Below are 20,054 nucleotides of genomic sequence, written 5' to 3' on the forward strand. Positions count from 1 at the left end.
CGAACAGCCCCGCAGGCTCCGTCCAGACCCCAAGGAGCATGCAATGTCCGTCGTCAAGATCGTCCAGGAAGTCACCGACCGCATCGCGGCCCGGAGTGCCGGTTCGCGCCGCGAGTATCTCGACCGCATCGAGGGCGCCCGGGTCCAGGGCGTGCATCGCGCCGCGCTCGCCTGCGGCAACCTTGCGCACGGCTTCGCTGCCTGCTCCCCGGCCGACAAGGCCAAGCTCGCCGGCTCCAAAGCGCTGAATCTCGGCATCGTCACGTCCTACAACGACATGCTGAGCGCCCATCAGCCCTACGAGACCTATCCCGCGATCATCAAGGATGCGGCACGCGCGATCGGCGCCACGGCCCAGGTCGCGGGCGGCGTGCCCGCCATGTGCGATGGCGTGACCCAGGGCCAGCCGGGCATGGACCTGTCGCTGTTCAGCCGCGACGTCATCGCCATGGCGACGGCGATCGCGCTCAGCCACAACATGTTCGACGCCGCTGTCTATCTGGGCATCTGCGACAAGATCGTCCCCGGCCTGATGATCGGCGCCCTGACCTTCGGGCACCTGCCGGCCGTGTTCGTCCCCGCCGGCCCGATGCCCACCGGCATCTCCAATGACGAGAAGGCCAAGGTCCGCCAGCTCTATGCCGAGGGCAAGGTCGGTCGCGCCGAACTGCTCGAGAGCGAGGCCAAGTCCTACCACTCGCCCGGCACCTGCACCTTCTACGGCACCGCCAATTCCAACCAGATGCTCATGGAGATCATGGGCCTGCACCTGCCCGGCGCGAGCTTCGTCAACCCCAACACGCCGCTGCGCGACGCCCTGACCCGCGAGGCCACGAGGCGCGCCCTGTCGCTCACCGCCGAGGGCAACGACTACACCCCCATCGGCCACGTCGTCGACGAGAAGGCCATCGTCAACGGCATGGTCGGCCTGCTGGCGACCGGTGGGTCCACCAACCACACCATGCACCTCGTCGCCATTGCCGCCGCCGCCGGGCTCAAGGTCACCTGGGAGGACATGTCGGACCTGTCGGGCGCCGTGCCGCTGCTCGCCCGCGTCTATCCCAACGGCATCGCCGACGTGAACCACTTCCACGCCGCCGGCGGCATGGGCTTTTTGATCCGCGAGCTGCTCGCGGCGGGGTACCTGCACGAGGACGTCAGGACCGTCTGGGGCACGGGCCTGTCTGGCTATACCGTCGAGGCGAGGCTCATCGAGGACAAGCTCGGCTTCGAGCCCTCGCCGGCCGTCTCGGGCAATCCCAAGGTCCTCGCCCCGGTCAAGGATGCCTTCTCCGCCAACGGCGGCCTCAAGGTGCTGTCGGGCAACCTGGGCAAGTCGGTGATCAAGGTCTCGGCGGTGAAGCCCGAGAACCGCGTCGTCGAGGCCAGGGCCCGCGTCTTCCACACCCAGGATGGCCTGCAGGCTGCCTTCAAGGCCGGCGAGCTGAATGGCGACGTCATCGCCGTCGTCCGCTTCCAGGGCCCCAAGTCCGTCGGCATGCCCGAGTTGCACAAGCTCACCCCGCAGCTCGGCATCCTGCAGGATCGTGGCTTCAAGGTCGCGCTCGTCACCGACGGCCGCATGTCCGGCGCCTCCGGCAAGATCCCGGCCGCCATCCACATGACGCCCGAAGCCAGCGACGGCGGTGCCATCGCCAAGATCCGCGACGGCGACCTGATCCGGCTCGATGCCAACGAGGGCACGCTCACCTTCATCGGCGACGAGAAGGAGTTCTTCTCCCGCACCCCCGCCACCGAGGACCTGCGCCGCGAGCACTTCGGCATGGGCCGCGAGCTGTTCGCGGGATTCCGCGCGCTGGTCGGCACGGCAGACCGCGGCGCGAGCGTGTTCGGCTGATCGGCCGGGGTTGCGGGCCCCTGGTCCGCTCGCGCGCCGCCTGCTCGCCCATGCGGCAAGCCTCGCGCGATTCCGCCCCTCGCGAAAGCCGCTTTGCGCCTGCGCCAACTCGCGCTACCGCTTGATCGGCTGCGACTCGGGGAGGAACAAGCGATGCGCAACACTCGGGGGCTCGGCGCTGCGGCGCTTCTCGTCGTCCTCGCGGCCTGCTCGTCCATCCCCATGGGCACGGCCGGCAAGTTGCGCAGCCTCGACTACCTCAACGACGACGTTGCCAGCCTGCTCCTGGCCTTCGACCTGCCGCCCGCGCTCGAGCCCATCCCCGGCGCGTCGACCGTGAGCTTCGACCTGGTAACCCCCTCGAGCGGCGAACGGCACGTCAAGGCGACCCTGGTCGTCGCCGATGCCGATGAACTCGCCGGCACGCTGCCGCCCCCGTCGGGCGATCGCAACTACTACCTGTTCGGGTTCTCCGAGACCGACAAGGCCGCGATCCGCGCCGCCCAGGCCTGGGCCCGGACCCTGCCGCCGGGCGCCAATTCGATGTCGGTCTCGCTCAGTCCCAGCCTGTGCCGCACCGAGCCGATCGAGCCGGCCAAGACCACCGTCTCCGCCCTCATCGCACTCCCGGGCGCGCCCGGCCTGTCACCCCTGCTCAGCAACATGCCGCTGTCGACGGTCCTCGCAGCGGCGCCGAACAAGGACATCCCGCCCTGCGCCGGGCATTCGGGCTGAGCCGGCTCAGCCCAGCACGCCGGTGAAATCCAGCGCCAGCGTCGCCGCGCCGCCGAGCAGGACCAGCAGCCCCACCACCCTCGCCCGCGACTGGCTGGTCCCCGGCAGGCCGGCCGCGGCGCGCCAGTACAGCCAGGCGCCGACGACGACCAGCAGCGCCTCGATCGCCGCGGCGATCCACGGCCATTGCCACAGCCCCAGGCCCAGCCGGGGCAGGTTGCCCCAGTCGCCCGGCAGGATCGGCATGTCCATCCGGTGCACGATCAGGTCGAGCACCCAGTGCGAGAATACCACGAGCGCCAGCACCACGCCGGCGCGCCGGGTCCACAGCATCGCCCCGGCCCAGCCGAACAGCGCCGACAGCAGAACGGCGCCGACCAGCGAGTGGGTGTAATCGGCATGGATGACGAGGTGGCCGTAGCCGGGGGCCATACCCTCCGCCGGGGCGGCAGTTTCTATGCCGGAGAGGAACAGCGGCACGAACAGCACGTCGAGGAACACCGTGGCCAGCATCAGCGCCCACAGCGGCACCGCGCTCTCCCGCGCCTTCACCGAGGCGGCAAATCCGAAGTGCCCGGCGATCATTTCCGGCGCTCCCCGGACCAGCCGACCCGTCGGTCGAGCAGGCCGACCACCAGCACGAAGAACAGCGTTGCGAGGATAAAGACCATTGTTGCGCCCCACGACGCGGCCGCCGCGCACCGTCCGCCGCTTGCCCGTCGCCGCCAAGTTTCCGTATCGGCCGGTGAAACGCAAGCCCCGCCACGCCACCGGGCCGCTGCGAGATGTAGCTCCGCCTAGAACCCGCCGCCGGTCTTGAAGCCGCCGCCGGTGCGGTTGCCGCTCGAGCCGGTGCGCGGCCGCGAGAAGCCGCCGCCTCCGGATGAGCCGCCGCCGCCGAAGCCGCCGCCGCCGGTGGGCAGCCGTCCCCAGCCGCCGCCGAAGCCGCCACCGCTGCCGGTGCGCCTCCCGCCCCCCGACGTGCCGCCGCCGAAGCTCGAATCGGGCCAGCTGAAGCCGCCCGAATTGCCGCCCCACGGGCTGTTTTGCGGCTGCTGCGCCTTGGCGCCGCCGCCCTGCCAGTTCTGGCTGCGCCGCCACTGACCCCAGTAGTCGGCGGCCGAGATGCCGCCGCGCAGGAAGTCGTTGAGCAGGTCGCCCACCAGCTTGTCCTCGCCGAAGCTCGAGCGCGGGTTGTCGAAGCCCTGCTTCTTGAACTCGTACTGGATGTCCTCCAGTTCGCGCCGCCGCGCCGCCAGCGTCTTCAGCCGCGCCTTCTGGTCGCGGCTGTCGGCGTCCTCCTCGAGCGCGCGTTGCCGCGCCTCGTCGATCTGCTTGACGATGGTGTCGTCCTGCGCCGTCTGCGTGGCCCGCGCCTGCCCCAGCAGCGTCTGGATGTCCTCGCGCCCGAGCGCCTCGGCCAGCCCGTTCACCGCCGACGAGAAGGCCGGGTCGCTGCCCTGCGCCAGTTCGCGGTGCTCGCGTGCCCGCTCGTCGCGCTTGTCCTCGGCACCCACCATCTCTTCGTCGATTGCGGCGATGCGGGCCTGCGCCTTCTCCAGCGCCTCGCGCGTCGCCCGGCCGCCGGCCGCGTCGACCGCTGCCTTCTCGAGCCGCTCGACCGCCTCGGCCGCCGCCGCCGCGATCTGCTGCTGCCGGTCGGCATGCTCGCGCAGGCGCAGTGGAATCTCGTTGAGCATGGCGAAGTTCACCCGCGCCTCGGGAAAGCCCACCATGCCGGCAATCAGGCCGTCGAGATACTGGATGAGGTTGTTCTCGCGGTAGTTCCGCGTGCCGTAGCCGCGTTCCCACAGGTACATGAACAGCGGATCGTCGCGGTAGGGCTTGCCCTTTTCCTCGCGATCCTGCTCGGCCTGCCCGGTCTTGCGGATGCTCTCCTCGGCCACCTGCGCCAGCTGCTCGGCGGCGCGGCGTTTCTCGGCATATTCGGGGTCCTTGACCGCCTCGACCGCGACCTTGTCGGCCAGCGCCTTCAGCTCGGCCTGCGCATTGCCGGCGGCCTCCAGCTGCTCGGCCCGTTCCTTGGCCAGCGCCGCGATCTGCCGGTCGAGTTCCTTGAGCTCGCCCTCGGCCGAACCCAGCTCGGCCCCGTGCTTGCTCAGCATGTCGCGGGCCCGCGTCTCGGCCTGGCTCAGCCGTCCGCTCAGCTCGGCCTGCGTCGCCGGGTCGAGCCGGACCTCGGCGAGCTGCCGCAGCAGTTCGCTCTCGGTCTCCTTGAACTTGGTGACCAGTTCGGCCGAATGCGCCAGGCGCCTGGCGATCTCGTCCTCCTCGCGGCGGATGTCGCGCAGCGCTTCGTCCAGCGATCGCAGGGCCTCGGGACCGGACAGGCTCATGACGTCACCATCGCGTCACCGCCCCGCCCAGCACCGGCATCACGTAGTCGACGTCGAGGAAGCCGTATTCCTTGAGGCCGAGCACGTTGCGCTGCAGGATGCCGTCGTCCCTCTTGTCGGCTTCCACCGACCGATAGGTGCTCTCGGGCACGCGCACGCCCCAGATGGCGACGTTCTCCACCTTGCCGTTCTCTTCCTCGTTGGCGATGGGCAGGGTCAGCGGCTTGCCGTCGCTGCCGATCGCCTCCACCACCAGGTAGTAGTTGGTTGCCGCCGTGTTGACCTCGGGGAAGGTCCAGAAGCCGGTCTTCTGGTCGGCCCGGTTGACGATCCGCAACTGGTACTCCTGCCGCAGCGTGTCGCGCAGCGCCGTCAGCTGGGCGATCGCCTGCTCGGCGCCCGCCCGGTTGCCTTCCGCGGCGGCCGATTTGCCGCGCTCGCGCAGGGTCGCGGCCTCGCTCGCCGCCTGCTGCACCTTGGTCTCCTCGAAGATCGTCTGGTACAGCGCGTCCATCTGCGCCGGCAGCTTCTCGCTGAGTTCGATGCGCGCGCCTTCCGCCTGCGCCGCCTGGAACGGCTTGTAGGCGAGAAAGTAGCCGCCCAGCCCGATCACCAGCACCAGCGCGAGGGCGATGGCCGCCGGGCCCCATTTCCTGCGGCTGACATAGAGCCGCGCCAGGCTGACCCCGAGGCTCGGCTTGGGCGGCGTGTACACGAACCGGCTTTCGTCGAGCGCCTTCACGCCCGCCATCAGCACGTCATCGGTCACCTCGATGCCCTGCTGGTGGTAGATCTCGCGCAGCTTGTCGATCAGCTGCTTCTCGCGTGCCTCGCCGGCCAGTTCGCGCTCGACCAGGTCCTGCCGGTGACGGAGCGTGTCGACCACGTCCATCGCCAGCATTACCTCGTCGAGCGGGGCCTTCTCGGTCGCCGTCGTCGTGCTCATGTTCGAGTCAGTCTGCGCTCCGCCTCGGGGCTCAAGCCTTGTTCTCAAGCAGCAATGCGTTGCCCTCGGCGGCCAGTTGCGCCAGCCGGCGCTTGCCGTCTTCCACCGCGTCCCGGATCTCCGCCGAGTTCCGGGTCGCCTGCTCGCGCATGTCGTTGATGATCACGCGCGACTTCTCCTGGAATGTCACCACCGAGTCGACCAGCTTCTTGACCGCGTCGGCGCGGATCGTCGGCCCGTAGCCGGCCTTGATCGCCGCCTCGCCCACCCGGTCGCCGATCTCGCTCAGCGTCTCGAGGCTCTTGGACATGCCTTCCTTCATGGCGTTCAGCGTCTCGGTCGACTCGTGCAGGCCGAACAGGCCGGTGAACGAGGCCGAGAGCGCGGTGAACACCGTCTCGTTGGTGGAAAAGAAGCTGATCGCCTGCTGGTACACGCGCTCCTTGGCCTGCGTGGTCTGCATCAGCCGCGCCATCACCACTTCCGATGTGGAATAGCTGATCGTCAGGTTGTCGCTCAGGTCCTTGGCGATCTGGTAGCGGCGCTCCTCGTTCTGCAGCGCGCGCAGCTTCTCGTCGCGGTCCATCTCGAGCTTGGCGCGGTCGGCCGGCGTGCCGTCCTTGAACGCGGCGAGCGCGTCGGACGCTGCCGTCAGCGTCGCCTTCTTCTCGTCGAGCTTCCTGGTGGCGACATCGAGCAGTTCGAGCGCCATCACCTCGGCCTGCTTCAGCGCGCCGCGGAAATCGCGATAGGCCTCGAGGATGGTGTGCTCGCGGTCGACCTGGTTCTTGGTCTCCTTGCTGACGTCGAGATAGGTGTTGCGGATCTTGTCGAAGCGCGTGGCGATGTCGCCGCGGCTCACCTTCATCCACACGTTGGAGACGCGTTCCATCAGGTCGAGCTTGCCGTCGTCGAGCTGGTCCACCAGCCCCTTGGCGTCGTCGCGAATGGAATTGAAGGCGTTGGTGATGTCGTTGTAGCGCTCGCCGATGTTCATCGCCGCCACCTGGCTGCGCACCACCTCGTTGAAGGCGCTGGCCTGGGTCAGCGTGCGTCCGATCAGGATCACCTTGTTCTCGTCGAGGTCGGTGATCTCGTTGAGCAGTCCCGTGATCGGCTGCTCGCCGGCCTGCTCGGGCCAGATGCCGAGCTGCTTGATCGCCCCCATCGCCCGGTCGAGATACTGCAGGGGCTTATCCATCACTTCAGTGGCCATTGGACGCTGTTCCCTCTGTTGGTCACCTTGGAGTGGCATGATTCCCGTTACCGGGGTTCGACGCCACGCTTGCTTGCGCCCGGGGCGCCTATTTTGCGGCATATGGTGCTAAAAAGCCTCACGAAAAGGGCCCGGTTCGAACTTTGCCGGCACCGTTGCATCCGCGCCGCGGTTGCCCGCGCGTCGCCCGCGCACTAGCTATGCCCGGCATCGGGCAACGGAGAGGACACCTCATGCAGTTTGGTGGCAGCTATCTGGTCGCGGCGCCGCGCCCGCAGGTCTGGCAGGCGCTCAACGACACCCAGGTCCTCCGGGCCACCATCCCCGGCTGCCGCAGCATCGACTGGACCGGCGCGACCACGCTCGAATTGGAGATCCAGGTCAATCTCGGCCTCATGCAGCCGGTCTTCGCCGGCGAGCTCGAACTGCGCGACGTGGTTGCGGCCGAGCGCTACACCCTCGTGGGCCGGGGCCGGGGTGGCCTGCTCGGCAAGGCCGAGGCCGCCGCCGACATTGTCCTCTCCGACGCGGGCCACCAGACCCGCCTGGTCTTTACCGCCAATGGCGGCGCCGACGGCGGCATCATGAAGCTGGGCAAGTCGCTCATCGGCAACTCCGCCCAGAAGGTGATCGACGGCTTTTTCGAGCGCTTCGGCGAAGCCATGGGCGTCGAGGTCTCGCCGATCACCTGATTGTATCGTTTGACGATACATCTGCCTTGACACTCACCGTGTATCGTTCATAGATGCGATTGCGCCAGGGCGGCTCATGATCCGATCGTTCAGAGACAGGAAGGTCGAATCGATTGCCGCCGGAAAGACGCCCAAGGGCTTCCCCGCGGACCTTGCCGCAGCAGCCCGGCGCAAGCTGAAGTGGCTCGATGCTGCGGCGAGTTTGCAGGACCTGCGAAGCCCGCCGGGCAATCGCCTCGAGGCTCTGGTCGGGGATCGCGCGGGGCAGCACAGCATCCGCATCAACGATCAATGGCGCATCTGCTTCCGTTGGTCGGAAAGCGGGGCCGAGGACGTCGAAATTGTCGACTACCACTGAGACGGAGACACCGATGGTGAAGTTCGATCCACCAATTCACCCCGGCGAGATACTGCGCGAAGAGTTCCTCGTCCCGCTGGAGCTGTCGGCAGGCGCCCTGGCCCGGGCCATCGGAGTCCCCCGGACCCGGATTGAGCGCATCGTCAAGCAGCAGATGGGCATCAGCACGGACACGGCCCTGCGCCTTGCCAGGTATTTCGACACAACGCCGAACGTCTGGCTCAATCTGCAGATCGACTACGATCTTGCGATCGAAACGGAGATGCTGAAGGGGGCTTTGGCGGCGATTGCCGTCCGCGGCCATAGCAACGACAACGCTTCGTCGCCGCCTCGTCACGCCCGCGCGTAAACCTTACTCAGCACGATTTTTGCCCACTTGGTCAAAAATTGTATGCGTCCCTCTTGCCGAATGCGGTTTTGCGCGATTGTATTCCCGCCAACGCGCCGGACGTCAGGGCGGCATTTGCCGTTGCCGGTGCGGAACAGGGAGACCAATCCATGAACTTCTTTGCAAAGCACCTCGGTGCTCTCGCTGCCGGCGTCGCGGCCACCGTGCTTGTCGCCGGTGCTGCCCTCGCCGATCCCGCCATCATCTACGACCTCGGCGGCAAGTTCGATAAGTCCTTCAACGAGGCGGCCTACAACGGCGCCGAGGCCTGGAAGAAGGCCACCGGCGGCAACTACATCGACCTCGAGCTGCAGAACGACGCGCAGCGCGAGCAGGCGCTCCGCCGCTTCGCTTCGCAGGGCGCCAACCCGATCGTGATGGCCGGCTTCTCGTGGGGCACGGCGCTCACCACCGTCGCCGCCGAGTTCCCGGACACCCACTTCGTGGTCATCGACGCCGTCGTCGATGCGCCGAACGTGCAGTCGATCATCTTCGACGAGCACACCGGCTCGTACCTCGTCGGCGTGATCGCGGCGCTCAAGTCGGCTACCGGCACCGTCGGCTTCGTGGGCGGCATGGACGTGCCGATCATCCACAAGTTCTACTGCGGCTACGCCCAGGGCGCCAAGGCCGCCAACCCGAACGTCAAGATCATCGAGAACTACACCGGCACCACCCCGGCCGCCTGGAACGACCCGGTCACCGCCGGTGAGCTGACCAAGGCGCAGTTCGACGCTGGCGCCGACGTGGTCTTCGCCGCCGCCGGCGGCTCGGGCCTGGGCGTGCTGCAGGCCGCCGCCGACGCCGGCAAGTTCGGCATCGGCGTCGACTCCAACCAGAACTACCTGCACCCCGGTTCGGTGCTGACCTCGATGATGAAGCGCGTCGACGTCGCCGTTGAGAACTCGCTGACCGACTCCAACTTCAAGGCCGGCCTCACCGTGCTCGGCCTGAAGGAAAACGGCGTCGGCTATGCCCTCGACGACAACAACAAGGCGCTGATCACTGACGACATCAAGGCCAAGGTCGACGACTTCTCGGCCAAGATCCAGTCCGGCGAGATCAAGGTGCACGACTACACCACCGACAACACCTGCCCGGCCTGAGTCAGACAGTGACCACCGACACCCCCATGGGTGATCCCAATGCGCAGCGGCCCTCCGGGGCCGCTGCAACCGATTTGGCCATCGAACTGATCGGGATCAACAAGCGTTTCGGCGCGGTGCATGCCAACCGCGACATCGACCTCAAGATCCGGCGCGGCACGGTGCATGGCATCGTCGGCGAAAACGGCGCCGGCAAGTCGACGCTGATGTCGATCCTCTATGGCTTCTACACCGCCGACTCGGGCGAGATCCGTGTCAACGGCACGCCGCACGCCATCACCGATTCCCGCCATGCCCTCGCCCTCGGCATCGGCATGGTCCACCAGCACTTCATGCTGGTCGACAATTTCTCCATCCTCGAGAACGTCGTGCTCGGCGCCGAGGACAGCGCCATGCTCGGCCCCAGCCTCGCGCGGGCCCGCGGCGAACTCACCCGCCTCGCCAAGGAATACCGGCTCGACGTCGATCCCGATGCGATCATCGAGGATGTCTCGGTCGGCACCCAGCAGCGCGTGGAAATCCTCAAGGCCCTGTATCGCGGCGCCGACGTGCTCATCCTCGACGAGCCGACGGGCGTGCTGACTCCGGCCGAGGCCGATGACCTGTTCCGCGTGCTCGAGACGCTGCGCGAGCAGGGCAAGACCATCATCCTGATCACCCACAAGCTGCGCGAGATCATGGCCATCACCGACTATGTGTCGGTCATGCGCCAGGGCGCGATGGTGGATACGCTCAAGACCTCCGAGACCAATCCCGAAGAGCTCGCCGAACTCATGGTCGGCCGGCGCGTCCTGCTGCGCGTCGACAAGACCCCGGCCCGGCCGGGCGAGACCTTCCTTGCGGTGGAGAACCTCGTGGTCAAGGACGATCTCGGCGTCACCCGCGTCAAGGACGTGAGCTTCACGGTGCGGGCCGGCGAGATCGTCGGCATCGCCGGCGTTGCCGGCAACGGGCAGTCGGAACTGCTCGAATCCGTCTCCGGCATGCGCGACCAGCAGAGCGGTACCGTCCGCCTCAAGGGCACGCCGCTGTCGCTCGAGGGCGACGACGGCGCCCACCGTGCGCGCAAGGCCGGCCTCGCCCACGTGCCCGAGGATCGCCAGCGCATGGGCCTCGTGGTCGCCTTCGAGGAATGGGAAAACGCCATGCTCGGCTATGAGGACGACCGGGCCTACGGCAAGGGCGTCCTGCTCGACATCCCGGCTGCCCGGGCCAGGGCCCGCGAGCGCATCCAGCAGTTCGACATCCGGCCCGACAACGAGCGCCTGAAGACCGCCAACTTCTCCGGCGGCAACCAGCAGAAGATCGTGCTGGCGCGCGAGATGTCGTCCAATCCCGACGTGCTGATCGTCGGCCAGCCGACCCGCGGCGTCGATATCGGAGCCATCGAGTTCATCCACAACCAGATCATCAAGATGCGCGACGCCGGCAAGGCGATCCTGCTCGTTTCGGTCGAGCTCGACGAGATCCGCTCGCTCGCCGACCGCATCCTCGTGATGTTCGACGGCCACATCGTCGGCGAAGCCGATCCGGCCACGGCAACCGAGCGCGAACTGGGCCTGATGATGGCCGGCGTCAGCGGCAAGGCCGACGCTCCGGCAGCTGAAGGAACCGCTACATGAGCAGCGCCATCCTCAAGCCGCTCCCGACCTGGGCCGACGTGGTCCTGCTGCCGCTGGCCAACCTGGTGCTGGCCTTCGTCGTCTCCGGCCTCGTCGTGCTCGCCATCGGGCATGACCCGCTGGCCGCGCTCAACGCCATCGTCACCGGTGCCTTCGGCAACGGCTACAACATCGGCTACACGCTCTATTATTCCACCAACTTCATCTTCACCGGCCTCGCCGTGGCGCTCGCCGCGCATGCCGGTCTGTTCAACATCGGCGGCAACGGCCAGGCCTATATCGCCGGCCTCGGCGTCATCCTGGTGGTGCTGCCGCTGCAGTTCCTGCCCTGGTGGATCACCTTCCCGCTTGCCATCATCGCCGGCGGCGCCGTCGGCGGCTTCTGGGCCTTCGTCCCGGGCTGGCTGCAGGCCAAGCGCGGTTCGCACGTGGTCATCACCACCATCATGTTCAACTTCATCGCCTCGGCGATCATGGTCTACATGGTGGTCAACGTCCTGAAGCCGCCGGGCATCCTCGCGCCGGAATCGGCGATGATCGTCGCCGAGGGCCGCATGCCCAAGCTCGGCGCCTTCATCCCGTGGTTCAAGAACACCGACGTAAACTTCACCCTGCTCCTGGCGCTCGCCTGCCTCGTCGGCGTCTACATCCTGATCTGGCACACCCGCTTCGGCTTCCAGATGCGTGCCCTCGGCCACAACCCGAATGCCTCGACCTATGCCGGCATCTCCAACTCGCGCACCATCATGATCGTCATGACCCTGTCGGGCGCGCTCGCCGGCATGGTGGCGGTCAACCAGATCGTTGGCGTGCAGTACCGCCTCGTCCTCGACTACGTCTCCGACGCCGGCTTCGTCGGCATCGCCGTGGCGCTGATGGGACGCAACCATCCGATCGGCATACTGCTCGCGGCCCTGCTGTTCGGCGCCCTCTACCAGGGCGGCAACGAGCTGCAATACGTCATCCCGGGGCTGAGCAAGGAAATGGTCGTCGTCATCCAGGCCCTGGTGATCCTGTTCACCGGCGCCATGGAGGGCCTGTTCCGCCCGGGCCTGCAGCGCATCTTCACGACGCTGTCGCCCGGCCAGAAGGCGAACGCCATCGCGGCCAGCCAAGTGAAATCGGAGAGCTGAGATGGATCTCGCCCTCATCCTCTCCACCCTCGACGCGACGTTGCGCCTGTCGACCCCGCTCCTGCTCGCGTGCCTTGCCGGCATGTACTCGGAACGCTCCGGCGTGTTCGACATCGGGCTGGAAGGCAAGATGCTTATGGCGGCGTTCGCGGCCGCCGCTGCCGCCTCGGTGTTCCATTCGGTGTGGATCGGGCTCGCCGCCGGCCTGCTCGTTTCCATCGCCACTGCCGCCCTGCAGGGCGCCGCGGCGATCTCGCTCAAGGGCAACCAGCTGATCGCGGGCACGGCCATCAACATGCTGGCCGCCGGCCTGACCACCTTCCTCGGCATCCAGTGGTTCGCCCAGGGCGGCCGCACCCCGCAACTCCAGGCCGGCGAGCGCTTCACCGACATCACGCTGCCGTTCGCCGAAGAACTGCGCGGCATCCCGGTGCTCGGGCAAATCTACCACGACCTGATCTCGGGCCATAACCTGCTCGTCTACGTCGCCTTCCTCGCCGTGCCGATCACCTGGTTCGTGCTCTTCCGCACCCGCTTCGGCCTGCGCCTGCGCGCCGTCGGCGAAAACCCCAAGGCGGTCGATACCGCCGGCATCTCGGTGATCAAGCTGCGCTACCAGGCCGTGCTGATCACGGGCCTCCTCTGCGGCTTTGCCGGCGCCTTCTTCTCGATCGCGCAGGGCTCGGGCTTCGGCAACAACATGACCGCCGGCAAGGGCTTCATCGCCCTCGCGGCGCTGATCTTCGCCAAGTGGAAGCCGGTGCCCGCCATGTTCACCTGCCTGCTCTTCGGCTTCCTCGACGCCCTGCAGATCCGCCTGCAGAGCGCCAGGATCGGCGGCTTCGAAGTCCCCGTGCAGGCCATCCAGGCGCTGCCCTATGTGCTCACCGTCGTGCTGCTCGCCGGCTTCATCGGCAAGGCCGTCGGCCCCAAGGCCGGCGGCGTGCCGTACACCAAGGAGCGCTGATGGGCACGATGTTCGCGCCTCCCTCCCCCCTGTGGGGAGGGATCGAGGGAGGGGGTGGTCCGGTGATCACCGATGGACCCCCACCCCCCACCCCTCCCCTCATGGGGGAGGGGAGCAAACCGAGCGAGACCTAGCACCATGCCGCATCCCCGCGACCCCGAACTCCTTGCCGCCGCCGAAGCGGTGCGCGCCAGGGCCTATGCGCCCTATTCGAACTTCCACGTCGGCACCGCCATCCTTGCCGATGACGGCAAGATCTATGTCGGCTGCAACGTCGAGAACGCTGCCTATCCGGTCGGCAACTGCGCCGAGCCGTCGGCCATCGCCGCCATGCTGGCCGGTGGCGCGCGCCGCATCAGGCGCGTCTACACCACCGGCCCGGGTTCGACGCCGGTCACGCCCTGCGGCGGCTGCCGCCAGCGCATCCGCGAGTTCGCCGACCAGGACGTCGTCGTCGTCTCGCACGGCATCGACGGCACCCCGCTCGAGCAGACCATCGCGCAACTCCTGCCGCACTCTTTCGGCCCGGAATTTTTGGGTCGATAATACCCGTCAGGAAACGGCCGCACTAAGGGGTTAACCCGAGCGGTCTGGAGGCCATCCATGGAACTTCGCGTCGTCGACCCCGCTGCCGCAAAGCCCGCCAAAGCAAAGTCGGTCGAGGCCGCTGCCTCGCACCGGCGCAATCCCGGCTATCCGCTCGATCTCGACTGGGTCGAGCGCGTGCGCATGAACCGCTCGGCGCTCGAGCGTCGCGCCGCGACGCTCCCCGCCCGCCGCACCGTGAAGAAGGACTGGCAGGCCGCCTGGCTCCTGAAGGCCATCACGCTGATGGACCTGACGACGCTCAATTCCGACGACACGCCCGGCCGCGTCGAGCGCCTCTGCGCCAAGGCTCGCCACCCAGTCCGCCAGGATATCCTCGAAGGCCTCGGCGCCACCGGGCTCGACATCAAGCCGGCCGCCGTCTGCGTCTACCACAGCTTCGTCAAGACCGCGGTGGACGCCCTCAAGGGCACCGGCATCAACGTCGCGGCGGTCTCCACCGCCTTCCCGCACGGCCTCGCTCCGCTCTCGACCCGCCTCGCCGAGATCGAGGCCTCGGTCGCCGACGGCGCCAACGAGATCGATATCGTCATCGAGCGCGGCATGGTGCTGCGCGGCGACTGGCAGGCGCTCTACGACGAAGTGAAGGCCATGCGGAAGGCCTGCGGCGACGCCCACATCAAGACCATCCTCGGCACCGGCGAACTTGCCACCCAGACCAATGTCGCCAAGGCTTCGCTGGTCTGCATGCTGGCCGGCGCCGATTTCATCAAGACCTCGACCGGCAAGGAAAAGGTCAACGCCAACCTCCAGACCTCGCTGTCGATGGTGCGCATGATCCGCTGGTTCCACGAGGAAACCGGCATCGAGATCGGCTACAAGCCGGCCGGCGGCATTTCGACGGCCAAGGTGGCGCTCGACTACATGGCGCTGATGAAGGAAGAACTCGGCGTGCACTGGCTGCAGCCCCACCTGTTCAGGTTCGGCGCCTCGAGCCTGCTCACCGACATCGAACGCCAGCTCGAGCACACGCTCACCGGGCACTACGCGGCGGATTATCGGATGCCGATGGTCTAGCGGCTGCCACCCCTCATCCGGCGCTACGCGCCACCTTCTCCCCGACGGGGAGAAGAACAGAGCGCCGACTGCCGCAGTCGGGTATTCCTCTCCCCGTCGGGGGTGGACCGGCGAAGCCGGGACGGGTGAGGGGCTGAGCCCCGATCCATCGAAGGAGGAACCCATGAACAAAATCGCCGAAATCTTCACCTCCCTCGACTACGGCCCGGCACCCGAGAGCCCGGACCTCGCCCTCGCCTGGCTGGCCGCGCACGAGAACCGCTTCGGCCATTTCATCGACGGCAAGTGGACCAAGCCGGGCAAGACCTTCGCGTCCGAAAACCCCGCGACCGGCAAGAAGCTCGCCGACGTCACCGACGGCACGGCCGAGGATGTCGATGCCGCGGTGAAGGCCGCCCGCGCCGCCTTCCCGAAATGGTCGGCGCTCTCGGGCTACGAGCGCGGCAAGTACCTTTATGCCATCGCTCGCCTCATCCAGAAGCACTCCCGCCTGTTCGCCGTGCTCGAGACCATGGACAACGGCAAGCCGATCCGCGAGAGCCGCGACGTCGATATCCCGCTGGTGGCGCGCCATTTCTACCACCACGCCGGCTGGGCCCAGCACCTCGAGCGCGAGTTCCCCGACCACGTGCCCTATGGCGTCTGCGGCCAGATCATCCCGTGGAACTTCCCGCTGCTGATGCTGGCCTGGAAGATCGCGCCGGCGCTCGCAGCCGGCAACACCGTGGTACTGAAGCCGGCCGAATTCACCTCGCTGACCGCGCTGCTCTTCGCCGAGATCTGCGAAAAGGCGCACCTGCCCAAGGGCGTCGTCAACATCGTCACCGGCGAGGGCGACACCGGCGCCGCCATCACCGGCCACCCCGACATCGACAAGATCGCCTTCACCGGCTCGACCGAGGTCGGCAAGATCATCCGCAAGGCCACCGCCGGCACCGGCAAGGGCCTGTCGCTCGAGCTCGGCGGCAAGTCGCCCTACATCGTCTTCGACGATGCCGACATCGACAGCGCCATCGAGGGGCTGGTCGATGCCATCTGGTTCAACCAGGGCCAGGTCTGCTGCGCCGGCTCGCGCCTCCTCGTCCAGGAATCCATCGAGGACCGTTTCCTCGAAAAGCTGAAGAAGCGCATGTCGACCCTGCGCGTCGGCGATCCGCTCGACAAGGCCGTCGACATCGGTGCGCTGGTCGCGCCGGTGCAGGTGGCGCGCGTCACCGACCTCGTCAAGAAGGGCGTCGCCGAGGGTGGCCAGCTCTACGAGCCCGATATCGACATCCCCGGCGGCGGCTGCTTCCTCAAGCCCACGCTGATCAGCCACGTGTCGCCCGCCAACACCGTGGCGTCCGAGGAAATCTTCGGGCCGGTGCTGGTCGAAATGAGCTTCCGGACGCCCGAAGAGGCGGTGGCGCTCGCCAACAACACTCGCTACGGCCTCGCCGCCACCATCTGGACCGAGAACGTCAACCTCGCCCTCGACATCGCGCCCAAGCTCAAGGCCGGCGTGGTGTGGATCAACTCCACCAACAACTTCGATGCCGCTGTCGGCTTCGGCGGCTACAAGGAATCGGGCTTCGGCCGCGAAGGCGGCAAGGAAGGCATGGCGTCCTACTTGAAGCCGAAGTGGGAGAAGGAGCTGAAACCCTTCAAGGCCACTGCAGCCGCGACAGCATCCAGCAAGCCGCGCAACCCGCTTGAAGACAGCACCCCGCCGGGTGTCGACCAGACCGCCAAGATGTATATCGGCGGCAAGCAGGCCCGCCCGGATTCCGGCTACTCGCGCCCCGTCTACGCACCCAATGGCACCCTCGTCGGTGAAGTCGGCGACGGCAACCGCAAGGATATCCGCAACGCCGTCGAGGCCGCCCGCGCCGCCCTCGGCTGGGCCACGACCTCGGCCCATAACCGCGCCCAGATCCTCTACTTCCTCGCCGAAAACCTCGAATACCGCGCCGAAGAGTTCGCCGCCCGCATCAAGGCGCAGACCGGCGAGGACGGCGCGGCGGAAGTCGCGGCTTCGGTGGAGCGGCTGTTCGCCTTTGCCGGCTGGGCCGACAAGTACGATGGCGCCGTGCATAACCCGCCGCAGCGCATGGTCGCGACCGCCATGGTCGAAGCCCTCGGCGCCATGGCCATTCTCGCTCCGCCGAGCCGCCCGCTGCTCGGCTCCATCGCGCTCGTCGCCCCGGCCCTCGCCATGGGCAACACGGTGGTGCTGGTCCCCTCGGAAAAGTCGCCGCTCTCGATGACCGACTTCTACCAGGTGCTCGAAACCTCGGACGTCCCATCGGGCGTCCTCAACATCGTCACCGGCGAGAGCAGGGTGCTGGCCAAGACCCTCGCCGAGCACGACGGCATCGACGCCATCTGGTTCGCCGGCGACGCCGAGACCTCGAAGATGGTCGAGGCCGCCTCGGCCGGTAACGTCAAGCAGACCTGGACCAGCCGCGGCCTCTACTACGACCTTGCCGACAAGCTCAAGTTCGAGGGCGACTACTTCCTCCGCCGCGCCACCCAGGTGAAGAACGTCTGGATCCCCTATGGCGCGTGAGGCGATGTCCTTCCTCCCGCAGGAAACCATCATCCGGAAACGCGACGGGCGCGCCCTCGCCCCGGGTGAGATATCCGCCTTTATTGCCGGCCTCACCGACGGTTCGGTCTCGCACGCCCAGGCGGCCGCCTTCGCCATGGCGGTGTTCTTCCGCGACATGACCACGTCGGAGCGCGTCGCCCTCACCGTGGCGATGCGTGACTCGGGCACCGTGCTCGATTGGTCCGGGCTCGACGGCGCCGTCGTCGACAAGCACTCGACCGGCGGCGTGGGCGACAACGTCTCGCTCATGCTCGCGCCCATCCTCGCCGCCTGCGGCGTCTATGTGCCGATGATCTCCGGCCGTGGCCTCGGCCACACCGGCGGCACGCTCGACAAGTTCGACTCCATCCCGGGCTACACCACCAGCCCCGACAATGCCCTGTTCCGCAAGGTGGTCGAGGAGGCCGGTTGCGCCATCATCGGCCAGACCGCCGACCTCGCTCCCGCCGACAAGGTGCTCTACGCCATCCGCGATGTCACCGGCACCGTCGAGTCGATCCCGCTGATCACCGCCTCGATCCTGTCCAAGAAGCTCGCCGCCGGGCTCGGCGCCCTGATCCTCGACGTCAAGACCGGCTCGGGCGCCTTCATGCCGACGCTGGAAAAGTCCCGCGCCCTGGCCGAGAGCCTCGTTTCGGTCGCCAATGGCGCCGGCCTCAGGACCGCAGCGCTCATCACCGACATGAACGAGCCGCTGGCCAGCGCCGCCGGCAACGCGCTCGAAATCCGCAACGCCGTCGATTTCCTCACCGGCAGGCACCAGGATCCGCGCCTGCGCGAGGTCACCCTGTCCCTGTGCGCCGCCGCGCTCGAGCTCGCCGGGTTTGTCGGCGATGCCCGTGCCGCCGTGGAGCGCGCCCTCGACAGCGGCAGGGCGACCGAGCGCTTCTCGAAGATGGTCGCGCTGCTCGGCGGCCCCGCCGATTTCGTCGCGCGCATGGACGCCCACCTGTCCCCGGCGCCGATCGTGCGTGATATCCTCGCGCCCGCCGCCGGCGTCGTCACTGCCATCGACACGCGCGAGGTCGGCATGGCCGTCGTCACGCTGGGCGGCGGCCGGCGCTTGCCCACTGACAGCATCGATCACAGCGTCGGATTCGATCAACTGGCCGGTCTTGGCCAGAAGGTCGACGTTCATACTCCGTTGGGACGTATTCATGCGCGTGGCAATCCCGAGGCAGAACTGGGGATGGCGCGCCTTGTTTCCGCCTACACCATCTCCGACGGTCCCGTCCCCTCACATCCGCTGATCGCCGACCGCATCGGAGCCCCCTGAGATGCCCCGCGTCATCCTCTGCATCCTCGACAGCTTCGGCATCGGCGCGGCTCCCGATGCCGCCGACTACGGCGACGCGGGCTCCGATACGCTCGGCCACATCGCCGCCAACTATCAGATTTCATTGCCGAATCTGGATGCGCTCGGCCTCGGTGCGGCGGCCAGGCTGGCCACCGGCAACGTCCCTCGCGGTCTCACCGACCAGCCGAAGGGCGGCCGCTACGGTGTCGGCCGCGAGGTGAGCAAGGGCAAGGACACCCCGTCCGGCCACTGGGAGATCGCCGGCGTCCCGGTGCCGTTCGAGTGGGGCTATTTCCCCCTCACCGAGCCGACCTTTCCGCCCGATCTCATCGCGCAACTGATTGAAAGATCAGGCATTCCCGGCATCCTCGGCGACCGGCACGCCTCCGGCACCACCATCATCGCCGAGCTCGGCGAAGAGTCGATCCGCACCGGGAAGCCGATCTGCTACACCTCCGCCGACAGCGTCTTCCAGATCGCGGCGCACGAGACCCATTTCGGCCTCGACCGGCTCGACAAGCTGTGCGAGACCGCCTTCGAACTCACCGCGCCGCTGCGCATCGGCCGTGTCATCGCGCGCCCGTTCGTTGGCGAAAATGCCAATGATTTCAAGCGCACAGGCAATCGCCGCGACTTCGCCATCGCCCCACCCGAACCGACGCTGCTCGACCGCGCCAAGGCCGCCGGGCGGCAGGTCTATGCCCTCGGCAAGATCTCGGACATCTATGCCGGCCACGGCGTCACCCACAAGATCAAGGCCACCGGCAACATGGCCCTGTTCGACCGCACCCTCGAAGCCATGGAAATGGCCGCCGATGGTGCTTTCATCATGGTCAACTTCGTCGACTTCGACCAGGACTACGGCCATCGCCGGGACGTGCCGGGCTATGCCAAGGCATTGGAGGCCTTCGATACTCGCGTGCCAGAGCTGATTGCCGCGCTGCGGCCGGACGACCTCGTCGTGTTCACCTCGGACCATGGCAACGACCCGACCTGGCGCGGCACCGACCACACCCGGGAACAGACGCCGATCCTGGCCTTTTCCCCAGCCCTGAGCCCCGGAACCATTGGCATCCGGCCGACCTTTGCGGATATAGGGGAGAGTATCGCCCACTGGCTCGGCCTTCCGCCCGGCCCACACGGGAAATCCTTCCTCTAGCCCAAGG

18 protein-coding genes are annotated in these 20,054 nt (G+C 67.6%); 14 read left to right on the forward strand and 4 right to left on the reverse strand.

Annotated elements, in window-relative coordinates; genetic code table 11:
- Nucleotides 1-43: 43 nt before the first annotated feature.
- Together edd and J0I99_RS03945 are read left to right on the forward strand one after the other, a co-directional pair.
- Nucleotides 44-1,858: a phosphogluconate dehydratase gene (gene edd, locus J0I99_RS03940; protein WP_291394002.1), complete on the forward strand. Its 1,815-nt coding sequence runs from the start codon at nucleotides 44-46 to the stop codon at nucleotides 1,856-1,858.
- Between the two features lie 153 nt (nucleotides 1,859-2,011).
- Nucleotides 2,012-2,593, forward strand: a complete 582-nt coding sequence (locus tag J0I99_RS03945) for a hypothetical protein (protein ID WP_291394000.1) — start codon at nucleotides 2,012-2,014, stop codon at nucleotides 2,591-2,593.
- Nucleotides 2,594-2,599: 6 nt separating this feature from the next.
- Here J0I99_RS03945 and J0I99_RS03950 read toward each other — a convergent pair whose 3' ends face one another.
- The 4 genes from J0I99_RS03950 to J0I99_RS03965 all read right to left on the reverse strand — a co-directional run bounded on the left by J0I99_RS03950 (nucleotide 2,600) and on the right by J0I99_RS03965 (nucleotide 7,112).
- Entirely contained in the window at nucleotides 2,600-3,178 is a 579-nt protein-coding gene (locus J0I99_RS03950) for a hypothetical protein (protein ID WP_291393998.1), read from the reverse strand.
- 212 nt (nucleotides 3,179-3,390) lie between these two features.
- Nucleotides 3,391-4,950, reverse strand: a complete 1,560-nt coding sequence (locus J0I99_RS03955; RefSeq protein ID WP_291395995.1) for a hypothetical protein — start codon at nucleotides 4,948-4,950, stop codon at nucleotides 3,391-3,393.
- A 4-nt stretch (nucleotides 4,951-4,954) separates the two neighbouring features.
- Nucleotides 4,955-5,896 (reverse strand): DUF6384 family protein, encoded by a 942-nt coding sequence (locus J0I99_RS03960; RefSeq protein ID WP_291395996.1) that lies wholly within the window; start codon nucleotides 5,894-5,896, stop codon nucleotides 4,955-4,957.
- Nucleotides 5,897-5,927: 31 nt separating this feature from the next.
- Complete coding sequence (locus J0I99_RS03965; RefSeq protein WP_291395997.1) at nucleotides 5,928-7,112, reverse strand: cell surface protein; 1,185 nt, start codon at nucleotides 7,110-7,112, stop codon at nucleotides 5,928-5,930.
- A gap of 233 nt (nucleotides 7,113-7,345) precedes the next feature.
- Here J0I99_RS03965 and J0I99_RS03970 point away from each other — a divergent pair, with 233 nt between their 5' ends.
- From J0I99_RS03970 to J0I99_RS04025, 12 genes are all read left to right on the forward strand, one after another.
- Nucleotides 7,346-7,804: an SRPBCC domain-containing protein gene (locus J0I99_RS03970; protein WP_291394073.1), complete on the forward strand. Its 459-nt coding sequence runs from the start codon at nucleotides 7,346-7,348 to the stop codon at nucleotides 7,802-7,804.
- Nucleotides 7,805-7,880: 76 nt separating this feature from the next.
- Complete coding sequence (locus tag J0I99_RS03975) at nucleotides 7,881-8,162, forward strand: type II toxin-antitoxin system RelE/ParE family toxin (RefSeq protein ID WP_291394072.1); 282 nt, start codon at nucleotides 7,881-7,883, stop codon at nucleotides 8,160-8,162.
- A 13-nt stretch (nucleotides 8,163-8,175) separates the two neighbouring features.
- Nucleotides 8,176-8,511, forward strand: a complete 336-nt coding sequence (locus tag J0I99_RS03980; RefSeq protein WP_291394071.1) for a HigA family addiction module antitoxin — start codon at nucleotides 8,176-8,178, stop codon at nucleotides 8,509-8,511.
- Between the two features lie 149 nt (nucleotides 8,512-8,660).
- Entirely contained in the window at nucleotides 8,661-9,656 is a 996-nt protein-coding gene (locus J0I99_RS03985) for a BMP family ABC transporter substrate-binding protein (RefSeq protein ID WP_291394070.1), read from the forward strand.
- Between the two features lie 26 nt (nucleotides 9,657-9,682).
- Nucleotides 9,683-11,278, forward strand: a complete 1,596-nt coding sequence (locus tag J0I99_RS03990; protein ID WP_291396230.1) for an ABC transporter ATP-binding protein — start codon at nucleotides 9,683-9,685, stop codon at nucleotides 11,276-11,278.
- Nucleotides 11,275-12,411 (forward strand): ABC transporter permease, encoded by a 1,137-nt coding sequence (locus tag J0I99_RS03995; protein ID WP_291394069.1) that lies wholly within the window; start codon nucleotides 11,275-11,277, stop codon nucleotides 12,409-12,411. Before J0I99_RS03990 ends, J0I99_RS03995 begins: the two co-directional genes overlap by 4 nt.
- Before the next feature lies 1 nt (nucleotide 12,412).
- Nucleotides 12,413-13,378: an ABC transporter permease gene (locus J0I99_RS04000; RefSeq protein ID WP_291395999.1), complete on the forward strand. Its 966-nt coding sequence runs from the start codon at nucleotides 12,413-12,415 to the stop codon at nucleotides 13,376-13,378.
- Between the two features lie 138 nt (nucleotides 13,379-13,516).
- Nucleotides 13,517-13,924: a cytidine deaminase gene (locus J0I99_RS04005; RefSeq protein ID WP_291396001.1), complete on the forward strand. Its 408-nt coding sequence runs from the start codon at nucleotides 13,517-13,519 to the stop codon at nucleotides 13,922-13,924.
- A 57-nt stretch (nucleotides 13,925-13,981) separates the two neighbouring features.
- The gene (gene deoC / locus J0I99_RS04010; RefSeq protein WP_291396003.1) at nucleotides 13,982-15,001 is read left to right on the forward strand and encodes a deoxyribose-phosphate aldolase; all 1,020 of its coding nucleotides are present in this window, start codon (nucleotides 13,982-13,984) and stop codon (nucleotides 14,999-15,001) included.
- Nucleotides 15,002-15,164: 163 nt separating this feature from the next.
- The gene (locus tag J0I99_RS04015) at nucleotides 15,165-17,549 is read left to right on the forward strand and encodes an aldehyde dehydrogenase family protein (RefSeq protein WP_291396005.1); all 2,385 of its coding nucleotides are present in this window, start codon (nucleotides 15,165-15,167) and stop codon (nucleotides 17,547-17,549) included.
- Between the two features lie 4 nt (nucleotides 17,550-17,553).
- Nucleotides 17,554-18,867 (forward strand): thymidine phosphorylase, encoded by a 1,314-nt coding sequence (deoA, locus tag J0I99_RS04020; RefSeq protein WP_291396006.1) that lies wholly within the window; start codon nucleotides 17,554-17,556, stop codon nucleotides 18,865-18,867.
- 1 nt (nucleotide 18,868) lies between these two features.
- On the forward strand, nucleotides 18,869-20,047 hold the full coding sequence (locus J0I99_RS04025; RefSeq protein WP_291396008.1) for a phosphopentomutase: 1,179 nt from the start codon (nucleotides 18,869-18,871) through the stop codon (nucleotides 20,045-20,047).
- Nucleotides 20,048-20,054: the final 7 nt, after the last annotated feature.

The organism is Devosia sp. (assembly GCF_017307495.1).
GTDB lineage: Bacteria > Pseudomonadota > Alphaproteobacteria > Rhizobiales > Devosiaceae > Devosia_A.

Excerpts from the sequence above, each read along its gene's own strand:
- edd (WP_291394002.1), top strand. The coding sequence starts at position 44 with ATGTCCGTCGTCAAGATCGTCCAGGAAGTCACCGACCGCATCGCGGCC.
- J0I99_RS03945 (WP_291394000.1), top strand. The coding sequence starts at position 2,012 with ATGCGCAACACTCGGGGGCTCGGCGCTGCGGCGCTTCTCGTCGTCCTC.
- J0I99_RS03950 (WP_291393998.1), bottom strand. The coding sequence starts at position 3,178 with ATGATCGCCGGGCACTTCGGATTTGCCGCCTCGGTGAAGGCGCGGGAG.
- J0I99_RS03955 (WP_291395995.1), bottom strand. The coding sequence starts at position 4,950 with ATGAGCCTGTCCGGTCCCGAGGCCCTGCGATCGCTGGACGAAGCGCTG.
- J0I99_RS03960 (WP_291395996.1), bottom strand. The coding sequence starts at position 5,896 with ATGAGCACGACGACGGCGACCGAGAAGGCCCCGCTCGACGAGGTAATG.
- J0I99_RS03965 (WP_291395997.1), bottom strand. The coding sequence starts at position 7,112 with ATGGCCACTGAAGTGATGGATAAGCCCCTGCAGTATCTCGACCGGGCG.
- J0I99_RS03970 (WP_291394073.1), top strand. The coding sequence starts at position 7,346 with ATGCAGTTTGGTGGCAGCTATCTGGTCGCGGCGCCGCGCCCGCAGGTC.
- J0I99_RS03975 (WP_291394072.1), top strand. The coding sequence starts at position 7,881 with ATGATCCGATCGTTCAGAGACAGGAAGGTCGAATCGATTGCCGCCGGA.
- J0I99_RS03980 (WP_291394071.1), top strand. The coding sequence starts at position 8,176 with ATGGTGAAGTTCGATCCACCAATTCACCCCGGCGAGATACTGCGCGAA.
- J0I99_RS03985 (WP_291394070.1), top strand. The coding sequence starts at position 8,661 with ATGAACTTCTTTGCAAAGCACCTCGGTGCTCTCGCTGCCGGCGTCGCG.
- J0I99_RS03990 (WP_291396230.1), top strand. The coding sequence starts at position 9,683 with ATGGGTGATCCCAATGCGCAGCGGCCCTCCGGGGCCGCTGCAACCGAT.
- J0I99_RS03995 (WP_291394069.1), top strand. The coding sequence starts at position 11,275 with ATGAGCAGCGCCATCCTCAAGCCGCTCCCGACCTGGGCCGACGTGGTC.
- J0I99_RS04000 (WP_291395999.1), top strand. The coding sequence starts at position 12,413 with ATGGATCTCGCCCTCATCCTCTCCACCCTCGACGCGACGTTGCGCCTG.
- J0I99_RS04005 (WP_291396001.1), top strand. The coding sequence starts at position 13,517 with ATGCCGCATCCCCGCGACCCCGAACTCCTTGCCGCCGCCGAAGCGGTG.
- deoC (WP_291396003.1), top strand. The coding sequence starts at position 13,982 with ATGGAACTTCGCGTCGTCGACCCCGCTGCCGCAAAGCCCGCCAAAGCA.
- J0I99_RS04015 (WP_291396005.1), top strand. The coding sequence starts at position 15,165 with ATGAACAAAATCGCCGAAATCTTCACCTCCCTCGACTACGGCCCGGCA.
- deoA (WP_291396006.1), top strand. The coding sequence starts at position 17,554 with ATGTCCTTCCTCCCGCAGGAAACCATCATCCGGAAACGCGACGGGCGC.
- J0I99_RS04025 (WP_291396008.1), top strand. The coding sequence starts at position 18,869 with ATGCCCCGCGTCATCCTCTGCATCCTCGACAGCTTCGGCATCGGCGCG.